Here is a 10461-nt window from a genome sequence, read left to right as displayed (position 1 = left end):
TCGCCGCATTGCCAGACCGGGCAAATAGCCCACGAGTACGTTCTCGGATTGAGCGACGGCGATCGGCAGGGCGCCGATGGTCGCCGGTTGATCCACGACAAAGAGCACCTGGCCGTGTCGTTTGAGCTGTCCGATCAGCTCTCCAAGTCTCGCTTCCTCGTTCGGGAGGGCCCTATCGAAGAGCTGCTTTCCAGCGCGATCAAGGGCGACCGCGTGGTGCTCACCTTTGCCAACATCAACGCCGATGAAGACCCCTAGGACAAGTCCCGGTCCAGCCCCTATCAGCGATCACCTGATGCCAGTCAAGCCCGGTGACAACACCCCCGGATCATCAACGACTGGGGGCAACAATCATGCCGGGCCCGACAGGCCAACACCCTCACAGAGTCGCACGATCAAGGGCTACAAAGAAGGTAACGGGGGCTGCGGCATCTGCGACGAGTGGATCCCCTGCTCGCGCAGGTAGGCGCTGCCCGTGTTGTTCACGATGGCGGCCTCACAGGCGGCCAAGTGGTCGAGCTTCTGCGCCGGGGTGAACGACCCCCTCGGCGGCGGACCCCCGGATCTGGTTCCGGGGCTGCTGCTACTCAGTCGACTATCGTCGCGGACGGCGATCAAGGAAGGGCTGGACATCGTGATGGCTTCCTGGTTCTCGCCCTACGGCATGCGGCGGACTTGCCATTAGCTGCTGGCCTCACCCAACCTGACACGCAGGGCCTCCGGCATCGATTGAGTGTGGTAGTAACCCAATCGATGCCGGAGGTCCTCATCTTTCTCGCTCACGCCACGCGCACAATCTCCGTGGGAAGAATAGTTAGGTGAGGACGGGCAGCAGCACGATTGAGGCCCAGCCGGCAAGAACGCCGCCGATGACCGGGCCGACGACCGGGACCCAGGAGTAGGCCCAATCGGAGCCGCCCTTGCCCTTGATCGGCAGCAGGAAGTGCGCGATCCGCGGGCCGAGGTCACGGGCCGGGTTGATCGCGTAGCCGGTCGGTCCGCCGAGCGAGGTGCCGATCACGATGACCAGCAGGGCCACCGGCAGGGCGCCGAGGGCCGCGAGGCCGCCCGCCTCGCCCTGGCGACCGCCGCCGAAGGCGAGGACCACGAAGACGAGCACGAAGGTGCCGATGATCTCCGTGACCAGGTTCCAGCCGTAGGAGCGGATCGCCGGGCCGGTCGAGAAGACGCCGAGCTTGCTGGCCGGGCTCGGTTCCTCGTCGAAGTGTTGCTTGTAGGCCAGCCAGACGAAGGTGGCGCCCAGAATGGCGCCCAGCATCTGGGCTCCGATGTAGGTGAACACCGACAGGGCGTTGACCGGCACGCCGGACCCGAATTCGGTGGCACCGGATGCCACCAGGCCGAGGGTGACAGCGGGGTTCAGGTGGGCGCCAGAGTTGTAGGCGACGATCACACCGGCGTAGACCGCGAGGCCCCAGCCGAAGGTGACCATCAGGAAGCCCCCGTTGAAACCCTTGGTCCTGGTTAGCGCGACGTTGGCGACCACGCCGCAGCCGAGGAGGACGAGGAGAGCGGTTCCCACCACTTCCGAGAGAAAGACGACACCGAGATTATCCACATTGACATCCTTTTTTCACAAATTGAAGAGCATTGAAAGCTTCGAACTGAAGACGAGCAAAAGAAGACGGTGCGGCTGTCGACTGGCGGTCAGGAGAGTGTTTGCTCCCAGGTCTCCCCGAAGGGAACCGTGTCGCTGAGCTCAAGCGTGTACCGGCCGGGCGTATGACGGGTCGCCAGGATGCCCGCACACCGCTGGGTCATCGCTACCTGCCGGAGTTCGGCCTCTGCGTTGTCGAGCGCCTGGTGAAGTTGACCAGGGTCGGTCACGAGGACTTCAAAATGCTCGGTGGCTTGGCTACGCATAATAGGCAGCTTCTTTCTTAGGAATCTGGGTCCCCCGATGTGCCAGTTCCTCATCGTTGACGTGTGTGGTGTGCTTTAGATCGGCTACAGCGTGGCGGGATCATCACGAACAAACAGACGACTCCCAGACAAGAAATTGCATGACTGCGGGCTCTGAAGTTGCTGGTGCTCACCCCGGAGGTGGCGTCCCGCGGCTTTAGGTTTGCGCGACGCCACCGTTTATCGGAGGGTTAGATAATGGCGGCGCGGAGTTCCTTAGCTGCCAGGGCGGGATCGGCTGCGCCGTAGATGGCACCGCCGGCGACGGCGACATCGGCGCCGGCACGCTGGACGGCTTCGATCGTGGAGAGGTTCACGCCGCCAGCCACGGAGAACGGAACGCGCGCTTCTTCTCCGGCGCGGAGCAGCCCCCTCAAGTCGTAACCGGGCTGGGCCTGCTCGTCCAGGCCGGCGTGCATCTCTACGAATTTCGCACCCAGCGCGCGGACTTCCTTGGCGCGGGTGACCTTGTCTGCCACGCCGATGAGGTCAACGACGATGCCCTTATTGTGGGCCTTGGCTGCTTTGACGCCGCCGGCAATGGTGGAGTCGTCCGCGGTACCGAGGATGGTGACCAAGTCGGCGCCTGCCTTGAAGGCGATGTCGGCCTCAAGTTCTCCGGCGTCCATGGTCTTCATGTCAGCGAAGACGATCTTGTCCGGGTGCGCCGCCTTAATGGCGGTAACGGCGGAGAGGCCGGCGGCCTTGATCAGGGGGGTGCCGAGCTCAATAATGTCGACGTATTCGGCCACCTGACCGGCCAGTTCGAGGGCATCTTCGACCGTGAGGAGGTCCATAGCTACTTGGAGTTTCATGATGTTGCTTCTTTCTGTAGGTGAACGCGGTTGGTGTGGAAAGTGGAGGCCTCGGCTATTCGAGGTTGGCGTGCCTGAGCCAGAGCTGTTCGGCCGGTTCATCGGTGCTGCCCCACAGCGACTGGAAGAGGGCCTCGGTGACGAGGAACAGTACCTGTTCGAACAGGGACCCGGAGTACTGGCGTGATACGCCGGAGCCGTGGTCGGTCTTCTGAGCGGCGGGAATGATCACCACCGCGTCGGCGAGTCCAGCGAGCGGCGAATCAGGGTTGGTGGTGAACGCGGCAATGCGCGCTCCGGCCTTGGCCGCAGTTTCCGCTGACTTGACCACTCCCGAGGTCGTTCCCGATCCGGAGGCCACTAAGAGCAGGTCGCCGGAACTGATGGCGGGAGTGGTGGTGTCACCGGCGACGTGGACGGTCAGGCCCAGGTGCATCAGCCTCATGGCGGCCATACGCAAGACCAGGCCGCTCCGGCCCGCTCCGGCGACGAACACCCGGCCTGTCTGGCCAAGGTGGGCCGCCAGGGCGGCGACCTCGTGTTCGTCAATCTTGGCCGCGGTGTCCGCGATCTCGTCCCCGACTAGGGACAGATTACGGGCAATGTCACCTGCGGTACTGTGCACGGTACGCATCGCATTTACTGTCGGATTCACGATTTGTCCCCTTCGATTCAGTCATCGGCCTGTAGCGGCCGAACGGATGCTTTCCGCTTGATATCCATCCTCCCGAAGCAAACGGGCAGGGGTAACACTGTTTTCTGACGGTTCTGACTACACTTTCGGATGGGTGTCCGTTTCTCTTCGGTGGGCTCTCCGGATGAGCGCAGCTGCAGGTTGTGGCTCAGCGCGTGAAACCGGGCAAGTCCGGTTGCGGCGTCTGTGCCCAGTAGCTCGCCGTCGGTTTTCGACATTTCCCGACAGCCGGGGCAGGGCTTCATCGCCGGCCGTCCCCTCGCGTGGTTCAGGCGTCCGAGGGCCTCAGGCGGACTTTGACGCTTGTGTTCCCGCGCCGGGACGGATGTTCGCTGCGGATGGAGCTGGCGTTATCGGCCGTCGCCGCTGCCGGTGGATTGAGGCGCAGGGGACGAGGGTAAACCGGCGAGGCGGAGCACCGCTTGCAGTCCGGCAGGGGTCCCGGGCCAGTGTCGCTTGATCGCAGCACTCCCCGCTTCGCGGGTGGCAAAGCGCAGCGCGATCGCGACGACGAGCGCGTCATCGGCATATCCAAGAACCGGGATGAAATCGGGGATGAGATCGATCGGGGAAACCAGGTACACCAGCAGCACGACCAGCCAAACCCGGACGCCGAGAGGCACCGTCCGGTCGGCCGCGAGGCGCTTGAGCAGCCGCGCCACATCCGGGGCGAGGCGCAAGAGATCTCGCAGGGACGCCTTGCCCGGGTGTTTGCGTTGCTCTTGCCAGAGCACGAGCACCAAGATCAACCAGATCACGACGAGGCCCAGAAGGATGCTGAGGAGAATCTGCCACCATTCAGTCATAGCTACTCCGGGCCCGGTCGGAAGATGTGAATGACTTCCCGAACGGCGTAGTAAACGATGACGAAACCGGCCACCCGATCCGCCCACCACCACCCCAACACCAGGTTCAAGACGATGCCCGTGAGCATACCGGGCGAGGCGTGGTGTCCCGTGATCATCGCCACCATCGACTCAACCAGCAGGTAAGCCGGCAGCAGAACGAAGGCGATACCGATCAGTTGCAAGGCTCGCCGCTGCCGAGCCTCACCCGTCTCGGACAGCTCCCACAACACGACTCTCGACGCGCCGATCTCGATGAAGCTGTCCAATCCGGCCATCCCCGGCGCACGGCTCAGCACATCGGGTGAAGTCATAAACCAATTCTCGCGGTTACGCCCGGGGGAGCGGTGGGGATTTGACCAGGCGAACCAGGCCGCACGTGGGACACAGCCAGAACGGGTGTGCCGGCAAGCCTCCGATCGCCATCGGGACAATCCTTTGCTGAAAGTTCGGGGGAGTGCCCCACTGGTCCGGTTGCGTGCAGGTCGGAGCGCAATGCGGCCCGCGTCGTCGTCGAGGAAGATCACAGCGTGTTCATGCTTCTCATACGCGCCACCGATCGACGGCGCAGGCAGGAGACTCAGTGAATCCTCCCAACGGCAACTTCCTTCCGGCGAAGTCCCGCGGTCCTGCGCCGGCTGCTTGAAGACTGGCCTACGTCTTCGGGGCGTAGATGCTCGACGCGGACGCGCAGAAACTGGGCGAGGCTCAGCCTCCGGGCCTCATCGTCGCCTACACCTGGCGCTTTGGACAAGGACAAGTCGATCTCGGGTTGCATCGGCATAGTCGTTCCGGCTTTCCGCAGTATCTCCAAGCCTCTAGATCGGCTCGGTCAAACTAGGCCGCGGCGAAGGTGCCGGGACGGGAGGTGGTGAACCAGATCAACACCCGCAACACAGAAATGAACTCTTCTGTGGACGTGCGATGAAAGAGACGATCTCCGTTCACCCGATGGTAACGGGGTGACGGCGCATAATGCTCCTCCCAATCCAACATCGCGGAAACCGAAACGAGTTCATCGTCAGCAGAACCACCGTGGATGACCTTGCGCGGCAGTCGGTGCATCCGGAGGCGCGTGGTGCGCCATATGAGAGGCCACGACGAAAGGAGCTCTCGGCCACCTCAAAGACGAGGAAGCCGCGAAAGCCGTGTTTGACGTCTACAGCGCCCTCGCCGTGATGGTCTACCTGCTCTCAGATCCATCGTCCCAGACAGCGGCTGGCACACCCGTGTGGTAGAGCTCCTGGGCTCCTTTCTCGACTCGGATTGTGTCACGACAGAGTCAATGGGCGTCCCACGCGCCTGGGCGGCTCTCGAACTCTGGCGCTCGTCGAAGCCGGCATGCCCGGGCTCTCCGACGCGATGAGGCCGCGGAAGTTCCTGCCCTGGCTGGCTCTCGGCCGGGGAGGTATCAGGGGAGCCCTATTCTGCAATTCCTGCAATAGATGCATTACTTCCTGACTCAATAGTCAGTAGGGCCGGCATGACTTCGCGTTCGAAGAGCTCGATCCCAGAGCGGTCGTAGGCCGCCTCGGGGAAGTAGTGGATGGCGTAGCCGAGGCCTCGGGCCTTCATCGCGGCCAGGCGCTCCACGATCTGCTCCGGCGTGCCGACGCAGAGCGCCTTGCCGCCGCGGTACTCGGCCATGAAGCTTTCCGCGCCGGCGGCGCCCAGGTACGGCGTGACGCGGGCCTCGATGGCGTCGAGGCGCTCGGCCACCTCGGCCTCGTCCCGTCCGATGACCGTGTTGTAGTTCGCCGACCGGGTGATCGCGCCGAAGTCCGTGCCCACGGCGGCGCAGTGCTCCTCGAGCAGCCGGCTCTTGTGCGTGAAGCCCTCGGGGGAGCCGTCGAAGTTCGTGTAATTCGCGTACTGGGCGGCGATGCGCAGGGTGACCTTCTCGCCGCCGCCGGCGATCCAGATCGGGATGCCGCCTTCCTGCAGGGGCAGCGGCCGAACGATGGCGCCGTCAACCTGGTAGTGCTCGCCATCGAGGGTGGCCGTGCCGGTCGTCCAGGCCTGGCGCATGATCTGCACGCCCTCGTCCAGGCGGGCGAGCCGCTCGCCGGCGCGCGGGAAGCCGTAGCCGTAGGCCCGCCACTCGTGCTCGTACCAACCGGCGCCGATCCCCATCTCGACGCGGCCGCCGGAGATGATGTCGATGGTCGAGGCGACCTTGGCCAGGTAGGCCGGGTTGCGGTAGCTCATGCAGGTGCACATCTGGCCGAGACGGATGCGCGTCGTGGTCGCCGCGAACGCGGACATGAGCGTCCACGCCTCGTGGGTGGCTTCCTCGCTCGGCACCGGGACGGTGTGGAAGTGGTCGTACACCCAGATGGACTCCCAGGCGCCCGCGTCGGCGTGCGCGGCCAGGCCGCTCATCGCGGCCCACTGCTCCGCGGGGTCGATCCCGACGAGGTCGTGACGCCAGCCCTGGGGTACAAACAGTCCGAATCGCATCCACCGAGCCTATGCTGCGGCCGGCGACGCGCCGGACGCGCCCGCCCGCCGCGCCCGTCCTACGAGTGCTTCGAGCCGGTCCTCCCGGGGTCGACCAGCGTGGCCGCGAAGTCGGGCACCGGGCGGGTCTGCTCCCGCGGTGGGCGTTCGTAATCCGATGCCGGGGGCCGGGGCGGGATGGTGACCGTCGGCGGCTCGAGGTGTTCGTAGGGCACGATCGACAGCAGGTGGCTGATCATGTTCAGGCGCGCGGCGAGCTTGTCTTCGCTTTCCACCACCCACCACGGCGCCTCCGGGATGTCGGTGTGCACGAACATCTCGTCCTTGGCCTTGGAGTAGTCGACCCACTTGGTTATCGAGAGCAGGTCGGTCTCGGAGAGCTTCCACCGGCGCATCGGATCCTTCAGCCGGGAGCGGAACCTGGCCTCCTGCTCGTGGTCGGACACGGAGAACCAGTACTTGACCAGCAGGATGCCGTCTTCCACGAGCATCCGCTCGAACAGCGGTGCCTGGTGCAGGAAGCGGCGGTATTCGTCGGCCGTGCAGTAGCCCATCACCCGTTCGACGCCGGCGCGGTTGTACCAGGACCGGTCCATCAGCACGATCTCGCCCGCCGCGGGCAGGTGCTCGATGTAGCGCTGGAAGTACCACTGGCCGCGCTCGCGGTCGGTCGGCATCGGGAGGGCCATGATCCGGGCGATGCGCGGGTTGAGGTACTCGGTGACGCGTTTGATCGCCGAACCCTTGCCGGCGGCGTCCCGTCCCTCGAAGATCACGACAATGCGCGCGCCCGAGGCGCGGACCCATTCCTGCATGGCGACGAGCTCGGTCTGCAGTCGGCGCAGCTCGGCGGAGTAGACCGCCTTGCGGAGCCTCGGGGGCCTCGGCTTCTTGGGTGACATGGTCGGCCTCCTCGTCCTCGCCGCAATCATGGCATGCCCGGTCGCGGCGGGGGGCGGATCTCTTGCGATGATGGACCCATGAGTCGAACCGTTTCCGGAGCCCACGTCCTGATCACCGGCGCAGCCATGGGCATGGGCCGCCTGTACGCCGAGCGCGCCGTGGCCGAGGGGGCGAAGTCCGTGATCCTCTGGGACCGGGACGCGGCGGCCCTGACCTCGACGGCATCCGTGCTGTCCGGGCGCGCCGGGGAGGGCACCCAGATCGCCAGCTACGTGGTCGACATCGCCGACCTGGGCGCCATCGCGCAGACCGCGCAGCGCGTGCGCACCGAGGTGGGCGACCCCGACATCGTGATCAACAACGCCGGGATCGTGCGCGGTTCCTACTTCTGGGAGCACGACAACGGCGACGACACCCGCCAGACCATGCAGATCAACGCCCTCGCGCCGATGTACATCACCCGCGAATTCCTGCCCGCGATGATGGCGAACTCCTACCGGGAGGCCCGGGTCGTGAACATCGCCTCGGCCGCCGGCATGCTGTCGAACCCGAGGATGAGCGTCTACGCGGCCTCGAAGGCGGCGCTGATCGGCTGGAGCGACTCGCTCCGCCTCGAGCTGGTGCAGCAGGACTTCGGCAACGTCAAGGTCACCACGGTGTCCCCGAGCTACATCTCGACCGGGATGTTCGAGGGCGCCCGCGGGCCCCTCCTCACCCCCCTGATGACCCCGGAGTATGTCGTGGAGCGAGTCTGGCGCGCGATGCTCGCCGGGAAGGCCTCGCTGACGATGCCGTGGACCGTCGGGCTCTCCCAGGTGCTCAAGGGTGTGCTTCCCCTGCCCGTCTGGGATGCCGTCGCCGGCCGGGTCTTTGGCGTGTACGGCTCGATGGACAAGTGGGTCGGTCGGGGCTAGCCGCCCGATTCGAGCCGCGCGGGCGCCGCTGCCCTCGCTAGGGGCGGGTGTGCCGGGCCAACCGCTCGGTGAGGCCGAGCCGGACCGTCGGCCACTCGCCGTCGATGATCGAGAAGACGACGGTGTCGCGCAGGGTCCCGTCCCGCCCGAGCTGGTGATTGCGCAGCACCCCGTCCTGCCTGGCGCCGAGGGCGGCGATCGCGGCGCGGGACTGCCGGTTGTGCCAGTGCGTGCGGAACTCGACCGCGATGCAGCCGAGCGTCTCGAACGCGTGCGTGAGCAGCAGCAGCTTCGCTTCCGTGTTGGCGCCGGTGCGCTGGGCGCTCGGGGCCAGCCAGGTGGAGCCGATTTCCAGGCGGCGGTGCTGCGGGGTGATGTTCATGAACGTGGTCATTCCCACGACAGACCCGCGCGCGGTGTCCCGGATCGCCCAGGGCAGCATCTGCCCGGACGCGAACAGCGCCAGCCGCCGCCGCACCTCGCCCGGCATCTCCTCGGGCGAGGGGATGCCGGTGTACCAGGCGCGCCACAGCTCGCCCTCGACGACGGCGACCTTCAGGTCCTCGACGTGATCGGCCGACAGCGGCTCCAGGGTGACCCGGTCCCCGGCGAGTGTGGGCAGCGTGGTGAAGTCCATGCCTCAACGGTAGACCGCGAGGAGACCTCGGCCGGGACGTGCTCTCAGACGTTCTGCCAGAGCCCCATCAGGTTGCCTTCGCTGTCCTTGAAGTAGGCCACAAAGCCCATCCGGCCGACTTCCTGTTTGGGGAGCACGGTCGACCCGCCCAGGGTTCCCACCTTCTCCAACGTCGCATCGATGTCCGCCACGTCGATCGTCACGACCGGGTTCGGCCGCTCCGCGTCCCGTTTGAACATTCCGCCGTTGATCGACCCGGCCTCCACCGGCATCCCCTGCTCGTCCGTCGGCGTGGGGGACAGCATCAGGTATTCCATGCCCGGCATCGGGCTGATCTCCCAGCCGAACGCCGAGCGGTAGAAGTCCGTCGCCCGGTCAAAGTCCTCTGCCGGGACCTCGAAGTGCACAACCCGTCCGCTCATCGCGACCACCCTTGCTTCTTGATCGGCGTGGAAGGCCCACGTCACGCAGCGGATAGTACTTCGATCCCCGGCATCCGTCACGGTTGGATCGCCCTGGGCGCGGGCTCAGCGCACACCCAGCGGGGACTGGGATCGTGGGGGTGCACGACGACGCACAAGGAGCACACCATGGGATTCCTCGATCGCCTCCTGGGCCGCGACGAGCCGCAGCCGGGCCGAAAGTATGCACCGCCCGCGGCGCCGCGCCGCGAGACCGCGCCCCAGCGCACCGATGACGAGATCGCCGTCGAGCGCTACCAGTACCTTCTCCGCACGGCACCGCCCGAGACGATCGAACAGGTGCACACGGAGGCCTTCTCGAAGCTCACGCAGGAGCAGCGCGACCTTCTCTTCCGGCAGCTGAGCGAAAACGCCGCCCCGAGCGAGCGCCCCGCGGACGCCGAGCCGGCAACGCTGGCCAAGGCCGCGACGCGGGCGGAACTGCAGCAGCCCGGCACCCTCGCCCGCAGCTTCGGCGGCCAGGGCGGGATGAGCTTCGGCGGCATGGTCGGCAGCTCCATGCTCGGGACCATCGCCGGCTACGTCATCGGGTCGGCGATCGTCAGCGCGTTCATGCCGATGGATGCCGGTGCCGACGCCGGGTCCGGATCCGACTCCGGCGGCGATGCCGGCGGCGCTGACGCGTCCGGGGCGGATGCCTCGGCGGGCGATTCGGGCGGCGGCGGCGACTTTGGCGGCGGGGACTTCGGTGGCGGCGGCGACTTCGGCGGTGACTTCGGGTTCTGACCCTCGCCCGCGCGGAGGGGAGCTGTCGCGAAAACCGGATGCGCGGGGTTCAGACCGCACGT

General features: G+C 66.2%; 15 protein-coding genes. 3 read left to right on the top strand and 12 right to left on the bottom strand.

The window, feature by feature from the left end:
* Positions 1-285: IS110 family transposase (locus tag E3O23_RS14975; protein WP_166790533.1), on the bottom strand; the 285-nt coding region annotated here is incomplete at its 3' end.
* Between the two features lie 190 nt (positions 286-475).
* Here E3O23_RS14975 and E3O23_RS14970 point away from each other — a divergent pair.
* Positions 476-685, top strand: coding sequence for a hypothetical protein (locus E3O23_RS14970; RefSeq protein WP_134492365.1), 210 nt, complete (start codon positions 476-478; stop codon positions 683-685).
* Positions 686-814: 129 nt separating this feature from the next.
* Here the strand turns inward: E3O23_RS14970 and E3O23_RS14965 are convergent, their stop codons facing one another.
* The 9 genes from E3O23_RS14965 to ppk2 form a co-directional block, all read right to left on the bottom strand.
* The gene (locus E3O23_RS14965) at positions 815-1579 is read right to left on the bottom strand and encodes an MIP/aquaporin family protein (RefSeq protein WP_134492363.1); all 765 of its coding nucleotides are present in this window, start codon (positions 1577-1579) and stop codon (positions 815-817) included.
* Positions 1580-1668: 89 nt separating this feature from the next.
* Positions 1669-1884 carry a hypothetical protein gene (locus tag E3O23_RS14960; RefSeq protein WP_134492361.1) on the bottom strand — a complete coding sequence of 72 codons (216 nt, stop codon included), beginning with the start codon at positions 1882-1884 and terminating at the stop codon, positions 1669-1671.
* A gap of 230 nt (positions 1885-2114) precedes the next feature.
* Positions 2115-2738 (bottom strand): 3-hexulose-6-phosphate synthase, encoded by a 624-nt coding sequence (hxlA, locus tag E3O23_RS14955; protein WP_134492359.1) that lies wholly within the window; start codon positions 2736-2738, stop codon positions 2115-2117.
* Between the two features lie 55 nt (positions 2739-2793).
* Positions 2794-3372 (bottom strand): 6-phospho-3-hexuloisomerase, encoded by a 579-nt coding sequence (gene hxlB / locus E3O23_RS14950; RefSeq protein ID WP_134492370.1) that lies wholly within the window; start codon positions 3370-3372, stop codon positions 2794-2796.
* Positions 3373-3782: 410 nt separating this feature from the next.
* Positions 3783-4238 (bottom strand): YkvA family protein, encoded by a 456-nt coding sequence (locus E3O23_RS14945; RefSeq protein ID WP_134492357.1) that lies wholly within the window; start codon positions 4236-4238, stop codon positions 3783-3785.
* 2 nt (positions 4239-4240) lie between these two features.
* Positions 4241-4591 (bottom strand): hypothetical protein, encoded by a 351-nt coding sequence (locus E3O23_RS14940; RefSeq protein WP_134492355.1) that lies wholly within the window; start codon positions 4589-4591, stop codon positions 4241-4243.
* A gap of 523 nt (positions 4592-5114) precedes the next feature.
* Entirely contained in the window at positions 5115-5342 is a 228-nt protein-coding gene (locus E3O23_RS14935; protein WP_134492353.1) for a hypothetical protein, read from the bottom strand.
* A 357-nt stretch (positions 5343-5699) separates the two neighbouring features.
* Positions 5700-6737, bottom strand: coding sequence for an LLM class F420-dependent oxidoreductase (locus tag E3O23_RS14930; RefSeq protein WP_134492351.1), 1038 nt, complete (start codon positions 6735-6737; stop codon positions 5700-5702).
* Positions 6738-6796: 59 nt separating this feature from the next.
* On the bottom strand, positions 6797-7639 hold the full coding sequence (gene ppk2, locus E3O23_RS14925; RefSeq protein ID WP_134492349.1) for a polyphosphate kinase 2: 843 nt from the start codon (positions 7637-7639) through the stop codon (positions 6797-6799).
* A gap of 78 nt (positions 7640-7717) precedes the next feature.
* On the opposite strand from ppk2, the gene E3O23_RS14920 reads away from it, so the two are divergent.
* Positions 7718-8554 (top strand): SDR family oxidoreductase, encoded by an 837-nt coding sequence (locus E3O23_RS14920; protein ID WP_134492347.1) that lies wholly within the window; start codon positions 7718-7720, stop codon positions 8552-8554.
* Between the two features lie 37 nt (positions 8555-8591).
* On the opposite strand, the gene E3O23_RS14915 is transcribed toward E3O23_RS14920, so the two are convergent.
* Together E3O23_RS14915 and E3O23_RS14910 are read right to left on the bottom strand one after the other, a co-directional pair.
* Positions 8592-9191 carry a GNAT family N-acetyltransferase gene (locus E3O23_RS14915; RefSeq protein WP_134492345.1) on the bottom strand — a complete coding sequence of 200 codons (600 nt, stop codon included), beginning with the start codon at positions 9189-9191 and terminating at the stop codon, positions 8592-8594.
* A 44-nt stretch (positions 9192-9235) separates the two neighbouring features.
* The gene (locus E3O23_RS14910) at positions 9236-9613 is read right to left on the bottom strand and encodes a VOC family protein (protein WP_134492343.1); all 378 of its coding nucleotides are present in this window, start codon (positions 9611-9613) and stop codon (positions 9236-9238) included.
* 168 nt (positions 9614-9781) lie between these two features.
* On the opposite strand from E3O23_RS14910, the gene E3O23_RS14905 reads away from it, so the two are divergent.
* Positions 9782-10399: a hypothetical protein gene (locus E3O23_RS14905; RefSeq protein ID WP_134492341.1), complete on the top strand. Its 618-nt coding sequence runs from the start codon at positions 9782-9784 to the stop codon at positions 10397-10399.
* Positions 10400-10461 lie beyond the last annotated feature (62 nt).

Source organism: Cryobacterium tagatosivorans, from assembly GCF_004402215.1.
In the GTDB taxonomy this organism is placed as follows: domain Bacteria; phylum Actinomycetota; class Actinomycetes; order Actinomycetales; family Microbacteriaceae; genus Cryobacterium; species Cryobacterium tagatosivorans.
This window is presented reverse-complemented; position numbering and strand designations above follow the sequence as displayed.

Excerpts from the sequence above, each read along its gene's own strand:
- E3O23_RS14915 (WP_134492345.1), bottom strand. The coding sequence starts at position 9,191 with ATGGACTTCACCACGCTGCCCACACTCGCCGGGGACCGGGTCACCCTG.
- E3O23_RS14920 (WP_134492347.1), top strand. The coding sequence starts at position 7,718 with ATGAGTCGAACCGTTTCCGGAGCCCACGTCCTGATCACCGGCGCAGCC.
- E3O23_RS14940 (WP_134492355.1), bottom strand. The coding sequence starts at position 4,591 with ATGACTTCACCCGATGTGCTGAGCCGTGCGCCGGGGATGGCCGGATTG.
- E3O23_RS14910 (WP_134492343.1), bottom strand. The coding sequence starts at position 9,613 with ATGAGCGGACGGGTTGTGCACTTCGAGGTCCCGGCAGAGGACTTTGAC.
- E3O23_RS14945 (WP_134492357.1), bottom strand. The coding sequence starts at position 4,238 with ATGACTGAATGGTGGCAGATTCTCCTCAGCATCCTTCTGGGCCTCGTC.
- E3O23_RS14960 (WP_134492361.1), bottom strand. The coding sequence starts at position 1,884 with ATGCGTAGCCAAGCCACCGAGCATTTTGAAGTCCTCGTGACCGACCCT.
- hxlA (WP_134492359.1), bottom strand. The coding sequence starts at position 2,738 with ATGAAACTCCAAGTAGCTATGGACCTCCTCACGGTCGAAGATGCCCTC.
- E3O23_RS14930 (WP_134492351.1), bottom strand. The coding sequence starts at position 6,737 with ATGCGATTCGGACTGTTTGTACCCCAGGGCTGGCGTCACGACCTCGTC.
- E3O23_RS14935 (WP_134492353.1), bottom strand. The coding sequence starts at position 5,342 with ATGCACCGACTGCCGCGCAAGGTCATCCACGGTGGTTCTGCTGACGAT.
- E3O23_RS14905 (WP_134492341.1), top strand. The coding sequence starts at position 9,782 with ATGGGATTCCTCGATCGCCTCCTGGGCCGCGACGAGCCGCAGCCGGGC.
- ppk2 (WP_134492349.1), bottom strand. The coding sequence starts at position 7,639 with ATGTCACCCAAGAAGCCGAGGCCCCCGAGGCTCCGCAAGGCGGTCTAC.
- hxlB (WP_134492370.1), bottom strand. The coding sequence starts at position 3,372 with ATGCGTACCGTGCACAGTACCGCAGGTGACATTGCCCGTAATCTGTCC.